Source organism: Bradyrhizobium sp. MI1.7 (assembly GCF_055811795.1).
Genome location: NZ_JBVVPO010000080.1, coordinates 1 through 20,364, shown reverse-complemented (window position 1 = coordinate 20,364; position 20,364 = coordinate 1). Strand labels below are relative to the sequence as shown.

At 64.1% G+C, this 20,364-nt stretch carries 17 protein-coding genes; 12 read left to right on the top strand and 5 right to left on the bottom strand.

Translation table 11 applies throughout. The features are described 5' to 3' along the window. Positions 1-28 precede the first annotated feature (28 nt). The 5 genes from AC0L3X_RS40415 to AC0L3X_RS40395 all read left to right on the top strand — a co-directional run bounded on the left by AC0L3X_RS40415 (position 29) and on the right by AC0L3X_RS40395 (position 7,060). Positions 29-1,852 (top strand): ABC transporter permease, encoded by a 1,824-nt coding sequence (locus AC0L3X_RS40415; protein ID WP_063981252.1) that lies wholly within the window; start codon positions 29-31, stop codon positions 1,850-1,852. After that, complete coding sequence (locus AC0L3X_RS40410) at positions 1,852-2,700, top strand: ABC transporter ATP-binding protein (RefSeq protein WP_063981253.1); 849 nt, start codon at positions 1,852-1,854, stop codon at positions 2,698-2,700. Before AC0L3X_RS40415 ends, AC0L3X_RS40410 begins: the two co-directional genes overlap by 1 nt. Continuing rightward, positions 2,697-3,437 carry an ABC transporter ATP-binding protein gene (locus tag AC0L3X_RS40405; RefSeq protein ID WP_063981254.1) on the top strand — a complete coding sequence of 247 codons (741 nt, stop codon included), beginning with the start codon at positions 2,697-2,699 and terminating at the stop codon, positions 3,435-3,437. The genes AC0L3X_RS40410 and AC0L3X_RS40405 overlap by 4 nt, the downstream gene beginning before the upstream one ends. 253 nt (positions 3,438-3,690) lie before the next feature. Next, positions 3,691-4,764, top strand: coding sequence for a HoxN/HupN/NixA family nickel/cobalt transporter (locus AC0L3X_RS40400; RefSeq protein WP_354132602.1), 1,074 nt, complete (start codon positions 3,691-3,693; stop codon positions 4,762-4,764). Further along, entirely contained in the window at positions 4,745-7,060 is a 2,316-nt protein-coding gene (locus tag AC0L3X_RS40395; protein ID WP_063986109.1) for a TonB-dependent receptor, read from the top strand. Before AC0L3X_RS40400 ends, AC0L3X_RS40395 begins: the two co-directional genes overlap by 20 nt. A 6-nt stretch (positions 7,061-7,066) precedes the next feature. On the opposite strand, the gene AC0L3X_RS40390 is transcribed toward AC0L3X_RS40395, so the two are convergent. From AC0L3X_RS40390 to AC0L3X_RS40380, 3 genes are all read right to left on the bottom strand, one after another. Next, on the bottom strand, positions 7,067-8,578 hold the full coding sequence (locus AC0L3X_RS40390; protein ID WP_063981256.1) for a helicase HerA domain-containing protein: 1,512 nt from the start codon (positions 8,576-8,578) through the stop codon (positions 7,067-7,069). 105 nt (positions 8,579-8,683) lie between these two features. Then, on the bottom strand, positions 8,684-9,502 hold the full coding sequence (locus tag AC0L3X_RS40385; protein ID WP_063981257.1) for a YkgJ family cysteine cluster protein: 819 nt from the start codon (positions 9,500-9,502) through the stop codon (positions 8,684-8,686). 242 nt (positions 9,503-9,744) lie between these two features. Continuing rightward, positions 9,745-10,809, bottom strand: coding sequence for a ketopantoate reductase family protein (locus AC0L3X_RS40380; protein ID WP_063981258.1), 1,065 nt, complete (start codon positions 10,807-10,809; stop codon positions 9,745-9,747). Positions 10,810-11,927: 1,118 nt separating this feature from the next. Here AC0L3X_RS40380 and AC0L3X_RS40375 point away from each other — a divergent pair. From AC0L3X_RS40375 to AC0L3X_RS40345, 7 genes are all read left to right on the top strand, one after another. Continuing rightward, on the top strand, positions 11,928-12,977 hold the full coding sequence (locus tag AC0L3X_RS40375) for a site-specific integrase (protein WP_245328583.1): 1,050 nt from the start codon (positions 11,928-11,930) through the stop codon (positions 12,975-12,977). A gap of 264 nt (positions 12,978-13,241) precedes the next feature. Continuing rightward, positions 13,242-13,502: a hypothetical protein gene (locus AC0L3X_RS40370; RefSeq protein ID WP_063981899.1), complete on the top strand. Its 261-nt coding sequence runs from the start codon at positions 13,242-13,244 to the stop codon at positions 13,500-13,502. A 179-nt stretch (positions 13,503-13,681) separates the two neighbouring features. Continuing rightward, positions 13,682-13,873: a hypothetical protein gene (locus AC0L3X_RS40365; protein ID WP_354132604.1), complete on the top strand. Its 192-nt coding sequence runs from the start codon at positions 13,682-13,684 to the stop codon at positions 13,871-13,873. Beyond that, positions 13,864-16,671, top strand: coding sequence for a DNA-primase RepB domain-containing protein (locus tag AC0L3X_RS40360; RefSeq protein ID WP_187387979.1), 2,808 nt, complete (start codon positions 13,864-13,866; stop codon positions 16,669-16,671). The genes AC0L3X_RS40365 and AC0L3X_RS40360 overlap by 10 nt, the downstream gene beginning before the upstream one ends. Further along, complete coding sequence (locus AC0L3X_RS40355) at positions 16,668-17,156, top strand: hypothetical protein (protein ID WP_063981902.1); 489 nt, start codon at positions 16,668-16,670, stop codon at positions 17,154-17,156. The genes AC0L3X_RS40360 and AC0L3X_RS40355 overlap by 4 nt, the downstream gene beginning before the upstream one ends. Then, positions 17,156-17,938: a hypothetical protein gene (locus tag AC0L3X_RS40350; RefSeq protein WP_245328585.1), complete on the top strand. Its 783-nt coding sequence runs from the start codon at positions 17,156-17,158 to the stop codon at positions 17,936-17,938. Before AC0L3X_RS40355 ends, AC0L3X_RS40350 begins: the two co-directional genes overlap by 1 nt. A gap of 45 nt (positions 17,939-17,983) precedes the next feature. After that, a complete protein-coding gene (locus tag AC0L3X_RS40345; RefSeq protein ID WP_187387980.1) occupies positions 17,984-18,394 on the top strand; it encodes a hypothetical protein in 411 nt (136 codons plus the stop codon). A gap of 233 nt (positions 18,395-18,627) precedes the next feature. On the opposite strand, the gene AC0L3X_RS40340 is transcribed toward AC0L3X_RS40345, so the two are convergent. Beyond that, complete coding sequence (locus AC0L3X_RS40340; RefSeq protein WP_245328587.1) at positions 18,628-19,377, bottom strand: recombinase family protein; 750 nt, start codon at positions 19,375-19,377, stop codon at positions 18,628-18,630. Positions 19,378-19,634: 257 nt separating this feature from the next. Continuing rightward, positions 19,635-19,841: a hypothetical protein gene (locus tag AC0L3X_RS40335; RefSeq protein ID WP_187387981.1), complete on the bottom strand. Its 207-nt coding sequence runs from the start codon at positions 19,839-19,841 to the stop codon at positions 19,635-19,637. Positions 19,842-20,364: the final 523 nt, after the last annotated feature.

The window sequence follows — 20,364 nt, the reverse complement described above, 5'->3', positions numbered from 1 at the left end:
GCTTTCCTCTCTACGTGGTGATATCAGCGTGTCTTCCTGGCTCGACTACACGATCAACGGGCTGATCGTCGGCAATGTTTACGCGCTCGTTGCGGTCGGGCTTGCGCTGATCTTCGGCGTCAGCCGGCTGATCAACTTTGCCCAGGGCTCGATCTATCTCGTCGGCGCCTATATCGGCTGGGTCGCGGTGGTGCAGCTGCATACGCCGCTGCCGCTCACCATCATCGTGGTGGCGGTGGCGGCCGCGATCGTCGGACTGATCATCGAACGGTTCGGCCTGCGTCCGCTCCAGAACTCCGTGCGCATCGCACCATTGCTCGCGACCATCGGCATCAGCTTCGTGCTCGATCAGCTGGTGATGCTGACCTTCTCGCCCAACCCGCGCGCGCTGCCGAGCCAGCTGCCCGACGTTCGCTTCCAGGTTGGTGGCGGCACGATCGGACCTCTTGATCTGCTGATCGCCGGCGTCGGCCTCACCAGCGCGCTGCTGCTGTTCGTGTTCCTGCGCTACAGCAAGCTCGGCTGGGCGGTGCGCGCCACCGCGCAGGACCGCGATGCCGCGATGCAGATGGGCGTCGACGTCAACCGCGTCAATCAGGCCGTATTTGGCATTGCGGCGGCGCTCGGTGGCGTCTCCGGCCTGCTGGTCGGCATGTACTACAACCAGATCGACACCGCGATGAGCCTGCAGGCAACGCTCAAGGGCGTCGTTGCGGAAGTGGTCGGGGGTGCCGGCAACGTGCCGGGCGCCGTGATCGGCAGCTTGTTGCTCGGGCTGGTCGAGAGCTACGGCGTCGCCGTGTTCGGCACCAGCTACCGCAATCTATTCGCGTTCCTGCTGCTGGTCGTCGTGCTCGTGCTGCGTCCGAACGGCCTGTTCGCCAGCGCGCGGCAGGCGCCACCCGAGCCGCTCACCGGCACTTTCATCGCGCCGAGCCGCCCGGTGCGGATTCCGCGTTGGGCGCTGCTGGTCGCCGTTGGCGTGTTCGCGATCCTGCCGTTCTTCCCGGTGTCCTTCTACGTGCTCCAGACCCTGATCAACGCCTGGCTACTCGGCATGCTCGCGCTCAGCCTGACGCTGGTTGCGGGCACGGTGGGACAGGTCTCGCTCGGACATGCCGCGCTGCTCGCGATCGGCGCCTACACCTCGGCGCTGCTGTCGCTGAATTTCTCCGTCCCCGTCGGCCTCTCCATCATCGCCGGCGGCCTGATGAGTGCCGCGCTCGGCACGGCATTGATCTCGCCGTCGTTCCGCCTGCGCGGGCATTATGTGTCGATCGCGACGCTGGCCATCGGCGAGATCGTGTCGCTGGTGATTTTGAACTGGGAGAGCGTCACCCGCGGCCCGATCGGCATCTCCGGCATTCCGCCGCTGTCGCTGTTTGGCTACGATCTGGTCAGCCCGACCTCGATCTACTGGTTCAGCTTTGTCGTGATGGTCGTGCTGGCGCTGCTGCAGGGGCGGCTGCTCGGCTCGCATCTCGGCCGCAGCTTCCGCGCCATCCGCGACGACGACATCGCCGCGCGCGCCTATGGCCTCAGCCTGAACCGCTACAAGTCGCTGGCCTTCATCTTCGGCGGCTTCGCGGCCGGTGTCAGCGGCGGCATCGCCGCGCATCTTTATTCCTACATCAACCACGAGACCTTCAACACGCAGCAATCCATCCTGGCGCTGACCGTCGTGATCCTCGGCGGCCTCGGCAACGTCGTCGGGGCCATCGTCGGAGCGGTCGCGCTGGTCGGCCTGCCGGAGGTGTTCCGGATCGCGGCGGAGTATCGCATCCTGATCTACGGCATCGTGTTGCTGCTGCTCGTGCGGTTCAGGCCGCAGGGCCTGTTGGGAACGATATGATGGCAGAGCAGCACACACCCATGCTGTCCCTGCGCGGGCTGACGCGTCGCTTTGGCGGCCTGACTGCAGTGGATGCCATCGACCTCGATCTCGCCAGGGGTGAGCTCATCAGCATCATCGGCCCGAACGGTGCCGGCAAGACGACGCTGTTCAACCTCGTGACCGGGCTCGATCGGCCCGATGCCGGCCATGTCCACTTCGAAGGGCAGGACATCACGGGTCTCTCGCCCGAACGGCTCGCGGCCGGAGGCATCGCGCGCACGTTCCAGCTCGGCCGTGTCTTCGGCAATCTCAGCGTCATGGACAACGTCCTGATCGGCGCGCACACGCGGCTGCGCGCGGTGAAGCCCGCGGTGCCGGTGATCGGCCCGCTGCTGGAGTTGGGGCTGGCGCTGTTGCGTCCGGCCAGCGTCAGGGACGAAGAGGAACGGCTGCGCGAGGAGATGAAGACTATTCTCGCACGCTTCGGCGAGCGGTTGCTGCCGCGGATCGACCAGCCGGCCTACAGCCTGTCCTATGCCAACCGCCGCCGCGTCGAGATCGCGCGCGCGCTTGCGCTGAAGCCGCGCCTGTTGCTGCTCGACGAGCCGACCGCCGGCATGAACCCGACCGAGACCGCGGAGATGCAGGGCCTCGTCGCCGAGCTGAAGGCCGAGGGGCTGACCATCCTCCTGATCGAGCACAAGCTTGAAATGGTGATGCGCCTCTCCGACCGCGTCATCGTCATGGACGAGGGCAAGAAGATTGCGGAAGGGCCGGGTGAAGTGGTGCGTGGCGATCCCAAGGTGATCGAGGCCTATCTCGGCCATGGCCTGTCGGAGACGCCGGAGCGGGAGAGCGTGGTATGACGACTGGCGCATCCGAGCCGCTGCTGGCGCTCTCGAACGTCAACACTTTCTACGGCCAGGCGCAGGTGCATTTCGACCTGTCGATCACGGTCGGCCGCGGCCATATCGTCTGCCTGCTCGGCGGCAATGCCAGCGGCAAGTCGACCACGATGAAGATCATCTTGGGCCTGGTGAAACCGCGCTCGGGTGACGTGACCTTCGACGGTGCCTCGCTGCTCGGGCTCACCACGCCGCAGATCGTCCGCCGTGGTATCGCATCTGTTCCCGAGGCGCGGCGGTTGTTCGCGGACATGAGCGTGCGCGAAAACATCCTGATGGGGGCCTTCGTGCGCAACGACCGCGATGCGGTGGCGCAGGATCTCGACAAGATGCTGACGCTGTTCCCGAAGCTTGGTCAGCGGCTGTCGCAGCGTGCCGGTTCGCTCTCCGGCGGCGAGCAGCAGATGGTCGCGATGGCGCGCGCGCTGATGAGCCGTCCCCGGATGATCGTGATGGACGAGCCGACCATGGGCCTGTCGCCGCTCTATGTCGACCGCGTGCTGGAGTTGATCCGCACCATCAACCAGGAAGGCGTGTCGGTCTTCATGGTCGAGCAGAACGCCAGCCTCGCGCTCGAGATCGCGCACGAGGCCTATGTGCTCCAGACCGGCAAGATCGTGCTCTCAGGCCCGGCGCGGGCGCTGAAGGACGACCCCCGCATCCGCGATGCCTATCTTGGTGGCTCCGAGGCCGCGTAGCTTGACCTCGGCCTGATGGTTCGCCCGGCGATGCCGAGCATCGTCCGGACGCCCGCTGCGCGGGCTCCTCAGGATGAGGCCTGGATTCGCGGCCACGTTGCGAGCAGACCCTCATGGGGAGGAGCCCGCGCAGCGGGCGTCTCGAAGGATGGTTACAAGCATTCCTGCAAAGCGGCTCCCTGGAATTGCATTGGTTAGTGTGATCATTCTATGAAAAGATCATACCGTTGCCGCGAAGCGGCGTGCGGACGGAATGATTTTCGTGATGAGATGGTCCTTACGGGCGGTCGAGCCCGCCACCGTGCTGCTGTTCGGCGGGCTCATTGCCGCCAACGTCGCCGCATGGGCCTGGGCCTTCGCGGCGTTCGGTGACCGGCCGACGGTGATGGCGACCGCGCTTCTGGCCTGGGTGTTTGGCCTCCGCCATGCCGTCGATGCCGACCACATCGCCGCCATCGACAATGTCGTGCGCAAGCTGATGCATGCGGGCGGTGCGCCGCGCAGCGTCGGCCTCTATTTCGCCCTCGGCCATTCCACCGTGGTCGTGGTCGCGACCATGCTGCTGGCACTCGGTGTGGTGAGCCTCGGCGGCGACAGCCTGCTCAGGGATATCGGCGGCGTCATCGGCACGTCGGTGTCGGCGCTGTTCCTGCTCGTGATCGCGGCCATCAATCTCGCCATCTTCGTCGGCCTGTGGCGGACGTTTCGCATCGCGCGCGCGCAGGGCATCCACGACGCCGCGCAGCTCGACGCGCTGCTGGCGAGCCGTGGATTCTTGGCGCGCCTGCTCGGCCCGATGTTCCGCCTGGTGACAAAGCCCTGGCACATGCTCCCGCTCGGCTTCCTGTTCGGGCTCGGCTTCGACACCGCGACCGAGATCGGCCTGCTCAGCATCTCCGCGACGGAAGCCGCGCGCGGCGCTTCGCTCGTCGACGTCATGGTCTTTCCCGCGCTGTTCGCGTCGGGCATGGCGCTGGTCGACACCGCCGACTCGGCGCTGATGGTCAGCGCCTATCGCTGGGCCTTCGTCGATCCCCTGCGAAAGCTCTGGTACAACCTCACCATCACCGGCGCGTCCGTCGCGGTGGCGCTGTTGATCGGCGGCATCGAGGCGCTCGGCCTGATCGCCGATCGGCTTGGTCGAACCGGCGGCGTGTGGGCGCTGGTCGACGGCCTCAACGAGTCGCTCGCCAATGTCGGCTTCGCCGTGATCGCGCTGTTTGCGATCGCCTGGCTCGTTTCGATCGTGCTCTATCGCCGCATGTTTGCGGGCGCCGCGTCCCGCGCGAATGTACTTCGGGGCGCCGATGCGACCGAGGCGGCCTGAGTCTGGCCGTCGTCGCGGAGCGTTGACGGCATTTTCGGCCATCATGCTTCTCGCGGATGACGGCAGCGCCTTCGCGCAGAGCAGTGGCGCCTCGCGCGAACTGCCGCCGATCCAGGTCTCCGGCGGCGAGACGAAGCCTCACAAGCGACTGCCCGCATCGCGGCGAGCCAGCAAGCCGGTCCCGGCCAATCGCCGTCACGTAGCTCAGTCGACGCAAGCCCCGGCCTCGGACGCCCGCAGCGTCGCCTCCGGCGCAAAGGGCCCGCCAGGCATGGCGAGCGAGATCACCGTTTCCGGCGATGAGATCAACGCGCGCCCTTTCATGCGGCCGGGTGAGGCGCTCGAAGTCGTGCCGGGGTTGATCGTGACCCAGCATTCCGGTGAAGGCAAAGCCAACCAGTATTTTCTGCGCGGCTACAATCTCGACCACGGCACCGATCTCGCCATCTATGTCGATGACGTCCCCGTCAACATGCGCACCCACGCGCATGGCCAGGGCTATGCCGATCTCAACTGGCTGATCCCGGAAACCATCAGCGCGATGGATGTGCGCAAGGGGCCGTACTTCGCCGACGAGAGCGATTTCGCCTCTGTCGGCAGCGTGCGCATCGGCCTGATCGACCGTACCGAAAAGGGTCTCGCGCAGGTGACCGCCGGCAGCTTTGGCTATCGTCGTCTTCTCGGCATGGACTCAGCGAAAGTCGGTGACGGTTCGCTGCTCGTCGCCGGCGAGCTCGGCACCTACAACGGCCCCTGGGAAAATCCGGACAACGTGCGCAAGCTGAACGGTCTCGTGCGCTACAGCCGGGGCACCGCGACGGATGGCCTGACCATCACCGGCATGGCCTATGCCAACAAATGGAATTCGACCGACCAGGTGCCGCAGCGCGCGATCACCGGCGGTTTTCTCGATCGGTTCGGCTCGGAAGATCCGAGCGACGGCGGCAACACCAACCGCTTTGCGCTCTCGGGCCGCACCGCGCAGAGCGATGATGTGGGGTCGTGGCAGGCCAACGCCTATGTCGTGAAGAGCCAGCTCGACCTCTTCAACAACTTCACCTATTTCCTCAGCGATCCCGTGCTCGGCGACCAGTTCCACCAGCACGACGACCGCCTGATGGCGGGCGCCAACATCTCGCGCACGCTGAACGGCTCGTTCGCCGGCCTGCCGATGCAGACCACGATCGGCCTGCAATCGCGCTATGATTCGATCGATCTGGCGCTGAGCAACACGTTCCAGCGCGGCTTCCTCTCAAGCATTCGCAGCGACAAGGTCGGCGAGGGCAGCGTCGGTGTCTTCGCCGAGAACACCGTGCGCTGGACTGATTGGCTGAGGACCACTGTCGGCCTGCGCGGCGACTACTATGCGGCCGACGTCACCTCGCTGTTCAATGCCAACAATTCCGGCCGCACTGACGCCGCGCTCGGCAGCCCGAAATTCCGCGTGGCGCTCGGCCCGTTCAACCAGACCGAATTCTTCCTCGGCGCCGGCACCGGCATGCACTCGAACGACGCGCGCGGCGCGACCACGACGGAAGATCCGAGCGATCCCGCCACGCGACTGACGCCGTCGCCGCTGCTGGTGCGTACCAGGGGCGCGGAGGTTGGCGTCCGCAGCAAGATCGTGCCCGGCCTCGACACCTCGTTCAGCCTCTTCATCCTCGATCAGGATTCCGAGATCCTGTTCTCCGGCGATGCCGGCGATACCTCGGCGACCCGCGCCAGCCGCCGCTACGGCTTCGAGTGGACCAATCATTACCGTCCGCGCTCGTGGATCGACATCGATGCTGATCTCGCCATGACGCATGCGCGCTTCCGCGGCACTGACAGCGAGCAGGCGGAGGTCTATGCCTCGCTCGCGGGCTATCCCGAAGCGCAGATCGGCAACGCGCCCGGCAACTACATTCCGAACGCGCCGGCGATGGTGGCCTCAGCGGGCATCACGCTCGGCGAGAAGACCGGCTGGTTCGGGTCTTTGCGCTGGCGATATCTGGCGTCGAGCCCGCTGACGGAAGACAATGCGTTCCGCTCGTCCGCGACCAGCATCTTCAACAGCCGCCTCGGCTATCGCATCGACAATGGCTGGCGCATCCAGCTCGACGTGCTCAATCTCTTCAACACGCAGGCGAACCAGATCACTTATGCCTATGGCTTGCTGCTCAAGACCGACACGCTGTACAATCTCTGCACCGGCGGCGTCGCGCCGACGGCGGTCTGCCAGAATGGCGTGATGGATTACGTGCTGCACCCGGTCGAGCCGCTGACCTTTCGCCTGACTGTCGCCGGGACGTTCTAGGCGATCTCAAGCCGAGGCCGCGCTCGGAACCGGCTCGGCCGGCAGATCGTCGCCGTTGGGATCACCCGGCGCGGTAGCCCAGGCCAGCTCCACCAGCGTCACGATCCGGCGGCCGGCGCCGTCGAGCTGGCAGACGATCAGGCCCTGCTCCTCCATATAGCCGAGCAGGCGCTGGGCGCGGCGCAGCGAATGCGAGCCGTAGGCGCGCGCGATCGCGGCGTCGCCGGGACAGGGCCAGCCTTCCTTCGCCGCGCGTGCGATCATCATGAACACGCCCTGCATGTCGTCGGGCAGGATCGAGGCGCGCAGCGACACGTCCTGCCAGACGTCGTCCTCGGCATGCTCGGCGCCGAGCCCGGCGCGTGCGCGTGTCAGCATGCGGCGGAATTCGTTCAGATCGGGCACCGCGGAGCCGAGGCCCTCGATTCGGCAGCGAACCACGAACTCCTGATAGAGCACGCCGACGGCGCGGAAGCCGGCATCGGGCTCGGCGAGCACGGCGCGAAGCGTACGATCGACGCGCTCGCGCCGCTCGGCGAGCTCCTCGGCGCTGATCGGCACCTCGGTCACCTCAGGCCGGATCTCCGGCGCGGCCGCCTTCGCGGCGCGGAGCTGCTCGAGCAGATCGGGCGCGGGCCGGCGCTGCGGGCGGCTGGCATCGGGCGGCGGTGCGGCCAGGATCACGGCGCGCATATCCTCGAGTGCGGCTTCCGGCATCGGCATCAGCCGCGGCGTGGAATTGCGCGCGTGGGTGTCGGTCGGGCCGATATGCAAACGCAGGGGGCGTCGCGACAGCGCCGGGCCGAGCGCCATGAACTGTCCGCGCTCGAGATCGCGAAAGGATTCGGCCTGCCGCCGCTCCATGCCGAGCAGGTCGGCGGCGCGCGCCATGTCGATGTCGAGGAAGGTCCGGCCCATCAGGAAATTGGAGGCTTCCGCCGCGACGTTCTTGGCGAGTTTTGCCAGGCGCTGGGTCGCGATGATGCCGGCGAGGCCACGTTTGCGGCCGCGGCACATCAGATTGGTCATCGCGCCGAGAGAGAGCTTGCGCGCCTCGTCCGAGACCTCGCCGGCGACCGCCGGCGCGAACAGCTGCGCCTCGTCGACCACCACCAGCATCGGGTACCAATGATCGCGGTCGACGTCGAACAGGCCGCCGAGGAACGCCGCGGCACGCCGCATCTGGTTCTCGGCGTCCAGCCCTTCGAGATTGAGCACGGTGGAGACGCGATGCAGCCGCGCCCGCTCGCCCGCGACCTGAAGGCCGCGCTCGGTGTGATCCTCGGCCTCGATCACCAGATGGCCGAATTGCTCGGCCAGCGTGACGAAGTCGCCTTCGGGGTCGATGATGGCCTGCTGCACCCAGGGCGCGCTCTGTTCGAGCAGCCGCCGCAACAGATGCGACTTGCCGGAGCCCGAATTGCCCTGCACCAGGAGCCGGGTCGCCAGCAGTTCCTCGAGGTCCATGGCGGCCGCGGCGCCTGCCGTGGTCTGCCCCATCTCGATCGCAACTGTCATGTCCCCGACTCAAGTCCCCATCATTCGCGGAGTGGGGCTTATCAACCCGGCCGGGGCGCGTCGAGCGGCACCGTGCGAATCATGCGGTGTTGCCCACGGCGGAGTTCAGGCGTGATTCGATTGCCGTAAAAGTGCGGGCCGATAGGGCGCCTGCGGATCGTCGTCCTCGTTCTCGGGGATCGCACAGGAGCCGAATTCCTGCCGGATACGCTCGATCTCGGCGATGCGCTCGTGCAGCCGCTGCAGATGCTCGGGCGATGTCGCGCGCCAGAACCGGAAGGTGTCGGTGGTGAGCGGCAGGAACGCCGTTCCGAACAGCGTCGGCTCGGGAACGATGGTGCGTCCGAGCAGCAGGAACCGGTTCTCGCCGGAGACCACGAGGGTCGCGTAGCCGCGGTTACCGATCCGCCTGATCCCGTTCAGCGACCATTCGACGAGCTTGCTGAAATAAGGCTCCTCGCGCCAGCGATCGGGGCAGTGGTCGTCGACCGTCACGTTGACCGCGTCCTGGCTGAAATGCACGATGATGCCGGACGTCGCCGGAAACCAGGCATCATCGAGATGACCTTGCAGCCAGGCGCAGACGAACGACCGGCACATCTGCGGGCGGCGGTCGTAGATGGTGCACCCGGTTCCCGTCTGCCAGTGTCTGCACAGCTGGTTCACCGGCTTGTCGACGGCGGCCACTTCAAGGATATCGCAGCAGGCGTTGCACGATCCGCACTGCCGGGTCAGCGGCGCCGTTTTCGGCAGGCCGGTCGCGCGAAAACCCTGGCCGTCGCGGACCAGGAGCTTTTGCTTCTCCAGCGTGCTCAGCGCGCGCTCGACCTTGAGGCGGGACAATCCGGTCGCGTCAACGATCCCCTTCATCGTCGTCGCGCCGGCCTCCACCGCGCGAGCGACCTGCAACGCCGTCTGATCCATCGTCTTCTACTTGTTCTTCAGCCCTTCGATCCGGCCATCGCGCTGCCCCGGAACCTGCGGAAATCGGCGCCCGCGTGACGGCTAGCAGTCGCATGTATGCGGGATTTACGCAAACGGACTGCTGAGCAGGATCGCCCGTATTGGGCCAAATTGTAAGCCCATGCTGAGGGGCGATCCGATCTGCATCGACAATTCGATCAGTGCAGGCCGGCGCGACCTATGACGGCAGCGCCGGCACGCTGCTACTGCGCGCCAGATCCGCCCTGCACGATCTTCTCGTTCAGCTTCAGGTCCACGGTCTCGACCGTGCGGTCGATCTCGGCATTGGGGGTGCCGAGCTGATGCGAGATCAGCTTCACCAGCAGGTCGACGCGCTCGATGAAGGGCGCGCCGCTCGCGACCGCGCGCGCGGCCGATGACGGCTTGAGCAGGCTTTCGGCGGCCTTGGCGTATTTCGCGAACGGCACCTGGTCCTGCGGATCGGCGCCGAGACGGCGGGCGATCGCGTCGACATGATCGTAGATCGTCTGCGAACGCTTGAGATCGCCGTGCACGGCGTCGCGGATCGACTGCGGCTCGTGCGGCGTGATGCAGCGATAGTTGCCGGTCAGCAGCATCGACCATTTCGCCAGCGGCACGAACAGCGAAGAGAACACTTTCAGCTTCACCGGCACGTCGTGACCGTCGAGCGTCACCGCGTCGATGTCGGCTTCGAGCTCGCGCAGCACCTTGTTGTGCTTCTCGTCGGCGAAGGCCGATGCCTTGAAATTCGTCGGCAGACCGACATGAAGCACGTTGGCGGCTTCTTCCGGCGGACGGAAGGCCTGCGGGTCGGGCGAGCACAGCGTCACCAGGCCGGGCTCGAAGCGCTCCCACACCTGAGCATTGGTGTAGGCCTCCTCGAGATCCATGTCGGCGAGCGACGGGATCCGCTTCAGGTAGGGCAGCGGCGGCATGTTCATGATCGACAGGCACGGCAGCTTCGCCGCGGCGATCTTGACCATGAGAACGCGGACCGTGTGGTTGGTGTATTGCGGCTCCTGCATTGCCAGGCCGACCATGTCGTAGCGCGAGAGGTCGACATTGCCCGGCGTCACCGCGTCGAGCTTGCCGGGCAGGTCGCGCGAGAAGATCGCCCGGTGCACCGCCTCGTCGCGCAGCTTGATGCGCACCTCGGTACCGTCACGGTTGATCAGCTCGGCGGTCTTGGCGCGGCAGACCAGGGACACGTTATGGCCCGCCATCAGCAGCTTCGTGCCCAGCAGGGAACCGTAGGAAGCCCCGAGAATCAGGATGTTACGCGCCATATTCCGTCCCTTTGAAAATGTGTGTGATTTTTGAGCCCCGGCCGTCATCTGCGGGCGAATTGCCGGCATGTAAAGCGAAGTCCGCGGGGATGGCAACTGGGATAATGCATACAAGGCGGAAGGCGGACTGCCGGGCGGGCGCGGGTGATCGGTCGCCCGGATGGAGCGCAGCCCGATCCGGGACCGCTCGTCCGGCGCTCACGCCTTTCCCGGATTGCGCGGAGCCCGTGATCGGGCGGCGCTTCGCGTCGACCCGTTGGCTCCATCCGGGCGACGGGGTCTCGTTGCCCGACGGGCAAAACACCCGAGAGGGCGTCAAGCCGCGCGGGCGAAAATATTCCACTTTACCGAAATTCGGAATTGGCGTATGTGTCGCCCATCCCGGCTCACCAAGAGGGGCGATCTTGTGTCGTCACTGTCGCGAGTCGGGCTTGCGGTGGACGCGACAGCGTCGGGCGCGAGAGGTCAAGGGCAGGGCGGATTGCTCTCCGTGAGCCCAAAACTTCGTGCCGGATGAGCGGCGCTGTCAGGTTCGTCTCGTCTGTAAGTTTCCGGCTCCGTCGACAGGGCTGGAAAAACTGCGGCGAAATGGCGGGCCCTGCGTGCGGCAAAACCGTGTGGTCCTGGCCGTCGTTGCTACGGTCAAGTGCTTTGCGAATGCGGCAGTCGCGTCAACCGGCGCGGTGCTGGTGACTTTTGCAAGCGTGAGGGAGGCCAGAAGGAACTCGGCTCCCGGGAGAGCACGGCATAAGCCGTCCAACCACTGCGCAGGGAAAATAAATAGGCGCATGGAGTTCTGTAGAGCGACGTGCAGTTCGCATCCCATTGATCCCGCGCGCAATATCCCCATAACGTGTCATACGCCTTCATGGGCCTCTACAGACACGATCGCGACACTTCGCGAGAACGGGGACACGAATTACATGGCACGCAAAGTCAGCTTCAGTGCGCTGGAAAGCCGCAGCGCGCGGCTGCGATTAAAGATTCGCCGCAGGCCTTACAGTGGCCCGTCGCTCGCGCGCGGAATCGCGCTGATGTACAGGCGCAACAAGACCAACGGCACATGGGTGCTTAAGGTCAGCGACGGCCATGGCGCTTACTGGACCAAGAGCTTTGCGTTGGCCGACGATTTCGAGGATGCCGACGCCAGGAACGTGTTGACGTTCCACGAGGCGCAGGATGCGGCGAAGAAGCTGGCGCGCAGCGATGACGGTAGCGCCAGCAACGCACCGATCACTGTTGACGGTGCGCTCAAGGACTACAAGCGCGATCTTGAGGCCCGCGCAGCCAATCCTTACAACGCAGAGCATCCGCGCCTGCATCTCACGCCGGCGCTGTTGTCGAAGCCGGTGGCGCTGCTCGCGGCGATCGAACTGAAGAAGTGGCGCGACGGCCTGCTTGGCACGATGGCGCCGGCCACGATCAATCGGCTCTGCCGCTGCGTTTGCGCTGCGCTGGAACTGGCGGCGCAGCATGACCAGCGCGTCAAGAACCGTGAGGCATGGGAAATTGGTCTTGCCAATCTGCCTAACGCGCAGGAGGCGAGAAACGTGATCCTGCCGGACAACAAGGTGCACGAATTCGTCGCCGCCGCTTACGGACTCGATCATCAATTCGGACTGCTGACCGACACACTGGCGAACACTGGCGCGCGCCCCAGTCAGGCGGTCCGGCTTCGCGTCGAGGATCTGCAGGATCATCCGGTGCGGCCGAAATTGATGATGCCGAAGTCTGCCAAGGGCGGCGGCAGAAATCGCAGTGCGAAAAAGGCCGAGCGCTACAGCGTGCCGATTACGGTCCAGTTGGCTGTACGGCTCAAGCTGGCGGCTAGAGGTCGTGCAGCCGATGCTCAGCTGCTGTTGCAAAGCAACGGCAGTCCCTGGAACAACAATCCGCGCGAGAACTATCATCGCCAAGTGGACAAGGCCGTTACCGCCATTGGGCTCGATCCCGCCGAGGTGACGATGTACTGCCTGCGCCACTCGAGCATCGTCCGCATGCTGCTGCGAAATGTGCCGATCAGGCTGGTGGCGTCGCTGCACAACACCAGCGTAGCGATGATCGAAAAGCATTACTCGAGGTACATCACCGAGCATTCCATCGACGACATCGCGCGCGTCGGGTTGTTGTCGGAACCTGCGCCAGCCGCTGACAACATGGTTGCATGATGCACTCGGAGTTGAGGTCGACATAAACTTCGAAACGTTCGTAACCAATGCCACGGGTCCTTGAAGTCCGCCGACAAGCGGATTTGCAGGGGCGCGGCAAACGAGGGCTATATCGGTCCAAGCCGAGCTCGGAGCTGAGCTAGACCCGGCGATGCAAATGAGCCACTTAGCTTCGCCGAGGCCCTATTTTCGCAGTTTTCTGGTATTTACAGGCGAGATTTTCTGTTTAGGTTTCTGGGTCACCAAATTGCCTGAGGTGACGCGATGTTCCTGACTAAGCCCCAAAACGAAGTGAAAGACGATGCGCCGACCGACGAGGAGATCGCGGCCGGGCTCTACAGCTACGCTGATCTGGAAGCGCGCGGCATCGTTCGTGATCGATCGGATTTGCGCCGCAAGCAACTGCGGTACGGTTTTCCGTGGCCGATCAAAACCGGGGAACGCCAAGCGCCGTTCCTGAAAACCCGCGTGCATGCTTGGGTTAAGCGCCGCGCGGCGCTGTCCGATAAGTCTTCCGCAAAATAGAGAGGCCGGCACCTTTGGCGAGGCGCCGGCCGGGAACACATGAATAGGGGCATCGAGAGCCCTACTATAGTTCCGATCTTCGCATTCGCCAAGCGGTGCCAGCCCTAATCGAGGTGCTGAGCATGCCGAAATCCCGCACCCAGTTCGCTGCCGACCGGCCGCGACCTCCAATGCCGCGCTTGGCGCTCAGCATCGCCGAGTTTTGCGCCGCCCACGGCATCAGTGCGGGATTCTTCTACAAGCTGAAAAAGAAGGGTGAAGGCCCGCGCGAGATGAAAGTCGGCGCGCGCACGCTGATCACGCTGGAATCCGCGGCCGAATGGCGTCGTGAGCGCGAAAGTGCCACGCAGGGTGACCTGCCATGGCGGTAACCGTGGACGAGTGCCTGCACGGGCTTCCGCATTCGGCCTGCCGACGCTGCAATGGAAACGATCCTCTCGCCCCGGGCGTTCCTTCGCAGCTCGTCATCCAAGTGAATACAGCCAACGACGAATCGATCGGTGTCGCCGAGCTCAAGGCCTCCAATGCGAATGTTGCGGCGGAGAAGGCGCGTGACGCATCGGAAGGATTGGGGAAGAGGGCAACCGAGACTATCACTGCTGCGAAGAACGCGCCGACAGTTTTGCCTTTCGGGCAAGGGGAGGCCGGTAAAGGCGGCGAAGGCGGTGCTTTTCGGATTACCAACGCTGAGTTCATTGCGGCGGTTATCGCGGAACTACCCCACGGTGCCTTTGCAGCCGTATGCTCGAAGCCTGGCAACCCGAATCTGGGCGGATGGGTGGCGCGCAGGGTCGATGGGGTGCCCTCGATCGTTGTGCCAGAGCACAACAACTACCTCGGCTGCTCAAGTTTCTATGCTGGTGAAGACGGGTCGTTCAAGGCCCGCAAAGCGCAGTTTGCCGCCTGCCATTTCCTGCTGCTCGATGACCTGGGCACCAAGGTGCCGCTGGATCGGCTGGGTGATTTTGAATTGTCCTGGCTGATCGAGACCAGCCCTGAAAATTATCAGGGCGGTATTATCCTCAACTCCGCGATCACCGATGGCGCGGTTGCCGTGCGTTTGCTCAATTCGGTGATCGACGCGGGTCTGTGCGACGCAGGGGCTAGGGGGCCGTTGAGCCGCTGGGCACGGTTGCCGGTGGCCATCAACGGCAAACCGAAATACGCGGACGAGGCCGGCGTTCCGTTCCGGTGCCGCCTGATCGAATGGCGGCCTGGCAAGCGCTACTCGCCACAGGAGATTGTGGATCGGCTAGAATTGGAACTCGTCCCCACCGGACGGCCGAAGAAGAAGCCTGCAAAGGCTTCTGCGCCATTCACCAGGGTTCCGCTCCGCTCTGGCCACGACGCGGACGACGTCTTGACTCCGAAGGCGGAGGAGAACCCGGTCATTACGGCGCTCAAGGCGCGGGGGCTTTACAAGACCCCCTTGGGGTCCGGCAAGCACGACATGACGTGTCCGTGGGTCCATGAGCACACCGATGAATTGGACACGGCGGCGGGCTATTTTGAGCCAGACGAGTCCTTTCCCATTGGCGGTTTTTGCTGCCAGCATTCGCACCGTGACAATTTCCATATTCTGGCGCTGCTCGACTTCATCGGTGTGCCCGTCGCCGAAGCCCGGCATAAGCCGGTCATTCGTGTCGTGGCCGGTGACCTGCACCGCGTCGTGGACGCCGCCGAACAGGAACTGGCGAACCGCGAGCGGCACTACCAGGCAGGAAGCTTGATTGTCTCGGTCGCGACTAATCCTACCAGCGGTGATCCGTCGATTGTGCCGACCAGCGCACCGGCGCTGACGCGCGAGTTGTCAGTCGCGGCGACATGGGAGAAATATGACGGCAGAGCGAAGGACTGGGTGCGCTGCGATCCGCCGGCACGACACATGGGCATCCTGTTCGATGCACAGAACTATCGCTACTTGCCGCCCCTGGCGGGCGTGGCGCGGCAACCGTATTTCCGTGAATCGGACGGCGAACTCGTCAAGCAGCCTGGTTATGACAAAACCGCACAGCGGTTCGGCGTGTTCGATGCGCGGCATTTCGTAATCCCTGACGCGACACCTGATGCGGCTCGCGCGGCACTGACCCTGCTGGAAGAGTTGCTCACCGAATTCCACTTCCTGGCCGCCCACGATAAGGCTGCTGCTCTGGCAGCCATCTTCACCGCCGTGGTGCGCCCGACGTTGCCACATGCGCCTGCATTTCACGTCCGAGCGCCGATATTTGGAAGCGGTAAGACCTACCTTTGCGAACTGATCGGTGCCTTCTCCGGGCCGGGCGGCAACGCCAAGGTGAGCTATCCCAAGACCTCGGAGGAAGCGACCAAGGTCATTCTGTCCTTGTTGTTAACGAGCCCGGCCTGCGTCGAGTTCGACGACATGGACACCGACTGGATTCCGCACGGCATCATCAAGAGGATGCTCACGGCGGAGACGATTACGGATCGAATCCTCGGGGTGAGCAAGACGGCGACGGTCAGCACGCGCGCCCTGTTTCTCGGATCCGGAAATAACGTCGGTCCGGTCCGCGATCTGCTGCGACGCGTACTGACGATCCATCTCGACCCTCGCTGCCCGACACCAGCGACGATGACCTACAAAGGCGCTCCAGTCGATAAGGTGCGCCAGCGGCGCGGCGCTTACGTAGCCGCCGTGCTGACGATCATTCAGGCGTGGCGCAGGGCAGGTTCGCCTCGTGCTCCGGCTGATAGCATTGTCACTTACAGCGGCGCGTGGTCGGACTATTGTAGGTATCCGTTGATGTGGCTCGGATACCCCGATCCGGCGACGGCGCTGTTCGAACAGATCCGTCACGATCCGGATGGTGATGCCCTCAGCGGCCTGATGCAAGAATGGCATGCCGTATTCGGTGAAAGTGCCACGACCGTGCGCAAGGCGGTTGAGGCGGCGAAGAGTTACCCCAATCTGCTCGATGCAATGCGCGAATTCCCGGTGGAGGAGCGCGGCGAGATCAACCGTTCGAAGCTGGGCTGGCTGTTGAAGAAGAATGCCGACCGGATCGTTGGGGGATTTAAGTTTCAACGGACCGAAGCGGACGGGCGCGCCGCCTGGCGTGTGGTGCCCGCTAGATCACCGCCTTTACCGCCTTTCCCGCCTTCCGCTCCATCGGCTGAAGAAACTGTCGCGGGGTGGAGTACGCGGCTATGAGCGCGGTCGAGGCTCTCAAGGCGGCCCGGGCCGCCGGTATAGAACTCGCACTCGATGGCGACGATCTCGCGTTGAGGGGAACCTCGGCACCGCCGACCGCCGTTCTCGATGCACTTTCCCGGCATAAGGCCGAGGTCGTGGCACTGCTCCGGCCCGGTGACGGATGGTCGGCTGAGGACTGGCAAGTTTACTTTAATGAACGGGCGGGCATTGCCGAGTTCGATGGCGGACTGCCGCGGGCGCCCGCCGAGGCTCGCGCCTTTGAATGCTGCGTTGTCGAATGGCTGAACCGCCATCCGGTCTGCTCTCCGCGTGGCCGCTGTCTCGAATGCGGTGCCAGCGAGGACACCTACGACGAGCTGCTGCCGTATGGCACCGAACCGACCGGTCACGCCTGGCTGCATTCGCGCTGCTGGGCAGCATGGCATGCGGATCGGAAGGCGACGGTAGCCGCCGCCTTATCGCTGACCCTAGGGGCTGGCTAATGGGCAAGCGATCCAACTTCGAGCGCCGCGAGGCTGATTTCTACCCGACGCCACTCGATGCGGTGGTGCCGCTGATCCCGTACCTTAGTAGCGTCAAGAGCTTTGCCGAGCCCTGTGCGGGCAATGGCGACCTTGTCCGGCATCTGGAATCTTTCGGGCTGGCTTGCGTCTACAGCGGCGACATCCGCAGCGGTCAGGATGCGCTTGCGCTCGACCATTACGGCGCAGCCGACGTGATCATCACGAACCCGCCTTGGTCTCGCAACCTGATGCACAGGCTGATCGCGCACTTCCAGAGCATCCGGCCGACTTGGCTGCTTCTGGATGCGGATTGGGCGCACACCAAACAGGCAGCACCCTTTTTGCCCTATGCCACGGACATAGTGGCAATCGGCCGGGTCAAATGGATTGAGGGCTCCAAGCACACCGGCAAGGAGAATTGCGCTTGGTATCGATTCTCAGTCGATCATGCCGGGGGACCGATCTTTCACCCGAAGGGGTCAACGCCGGAATTACGATTCCGGCTGTGTGAACACTGCCGGAATGCTTACGAGCCACAGCGATCCAGTTCGCGGTTCTGTTCCGAGAGGTGTAGGCAGCGCGCCCATCGCAACAGGCTTCGCGTGACATCTAGCGTGACAGCCGCTCGACCGGGTTCCTCCGCAGTGTGCCGCTACGTCCGGCATGCCGACGTTGCGAGGTTTGAGGCGGATGGCTGGGAGCGCCTGCCTCCGCTCGATCACACCCGGTCGGCGCTGATGCGACGGCGCGATCGGGATTGAAACCGCACCCGGCCGGCTGCCGGGCAACACCTAGGAGACAAAACCATGGACACTACCGATCTCGCTCGGCGACTGTATAACATGTGCGTCACCGCGAGCCCCCCTTGGTTTGCGGCGGATGATTGGTTGAAGTTCAAGCTTGAGCATCACATGGAGCCCTCGCAATGCGAAGCGGTGTTGGTGCTGACTATCCGGCGCCTGTGCAGCGCGGCGACCGATTTGCAATTGGAACATGACCAACTGGCCCGATCGCGTCGGCCAATGACGGCACGGGACATCCGTGATGCACTGCTGAAAGAGCGCGCTCGAACGGGGGCGACGCTGGACAATGTCATCTCCGACATCGTTGAATCGCAGTTTGGGGATGTCCCGTTCGATATTGTTCAGCGTGGCATCTGCCTCGCGAAGCGCGGCCTCGAGCGTCAGATGGAGTTTGAGGACGATCCGCCGTTCTGAACCTTTGGTTCATTGATCGGGGGGCATATTGCCCCCGGTAACAACCCGAGCGGAGCATCGATTTTCGCATTCATTTCCTACCGACCGGCGGCCACCGTCGGGCAATCAACTGTGGGCGAAAACAAGCTTCAATGACCGGTACCGGAGTCCCAGCCTGATCAAATCCGGACCTATACCCCGGTATCTCCCCACCCCCCGCTGAACGATTCCGATCCGTTCACGGGAGGTGGGCCTCAATCTGCGAGGCGACTGCGCACGTTGATGACCGCGCGCGCCGTCCACTTGCCGCCACGAGCGGTGCGAACGCCGCGACGATTAAGTTCATGTGCGCTGGCGTTGGCGCTTAGCCCGGCGAGTTCGCCTTGCAACATCGGACGAATCAGTTTGGCGAACTGGTCCGCTTGTTCACGGACCGCAGCACCGGACTTGGCGGCGGCGGCGGCGGCGGCGGCGGGATCGTTGAAGGTCAGCGTTTCCGGGCGCGGATTGCCGAGTTTGACGCCTTGCGCCTTCTTGGCGGCCAGCGCGTCTTTTGTGCGTTGGCTGAGGGCCTCGCGCTCCTGTTCGGCGACCATTGCCATGATACCGACCATCATGCGGTTGGCTTCCGGCATGTCGAGCGCGACGAAATCGATCCCGGCATCGCGTAGGCTCAGCAGGAACACCGGATCACGCGACAGACGATCAAGCCGCGAAATGATCAGTTTAGCCTTGTAGCGACGGCAAGCATCCAGTGCCCGCTGCAATGCCGGCCGGTTCTTGTCGCTCTTGCCGGATTCGATCTCGACGACTTCATCGACCAGCTTCCAGCGGCCGCCGTTGAGCCATGTGGTGACCGCCGTGCGCTGCGCTTCGAGGCCTAGGCCAGATCGAGCCTGCTTACCGGTCGAAACTCTGAGGTAACTGACATACTTGCCGTCGTGTCTGACCATGTCCTGCCTGCATTTGCAAAACACCATATCGAACGTATTGGTGTTTTGCAAATAGCCGACACACGAGGAGGCGCACCTGCCGCGCCATGGGCGGCCGGAGATTCACAGAGGGGCAGCGTGGTTAGGGGCTACCCACTGGCCTGCTGAAATAACGCATGAGTGGTCGCCAAATAGCCTTCTGGAAGCAACGGAGCAAACGATGTCCAATGGTCAGGGGTAGCACAAGCCGACTATTCCGCCCGTGCTCAGGGCGGAATGCCCTGTGCTAATCACCTCGATTGCAACAAGGTGCAGGCTGATCGAAGGGCCTATTTTTTCAGAGCTTCATGTTCGATCAGCAGCGGCTCGGCTTCGCTGCCGGAATCGATGATCTGGCGGATGATGACCCGGATCGGCCCGCCATCCTCGTCAGTGTGCGGCTGGATCGGTCGACCCCAGCCGCGATCCAGCAGGATGCCTGCCGCCGCCACGCGCGCCGCCGGTGGCACGGTCTCTTGGCTGACGATCCCAGCCAACACCTTGACACATAGCGCGGTGTGGCCCCGTGCGAGCGACCGCAGATCAGTTGGGATTTTCTTTCGCGGCAATGGTGTGCGGGGTGAACCTCCCCCTCCTGTTGGCGGCGTCCGGCGCTGCGCGTCACGCGCATACCCTAGCACAAAAAGCGCCCGCCCGACGTAAGATACGCTATTACCGCGCTGGGTTGCTAAGTGCACGGGCGGCGAGGGTGGGCGTGGAAGGTCCCGCGCTCGAGACAGCGCTGGAGACTTACGGAGCGCCCGGCGGATCGCTCTTCATCCGAACGACTGTATGCCGAGCAAGAATAGTGTGCTTTGCGCTTGCTCAGTCAGCTGCCGCGTTGCGAGATGCAATTTTCTTGTTGTCGTTTGCTCGATGTGTTGGGCTCCATCCGCAGGGAAGCGAGGAGGTAGCCTTGACCTTCACGATCCACTCGTCAAAAGACGGAAACGTCCAACAGACGTTGAGAATTAATTCTCGTTCAGCAGTCGAGCGCGCGCTCGCGCTTCACGACGCGGG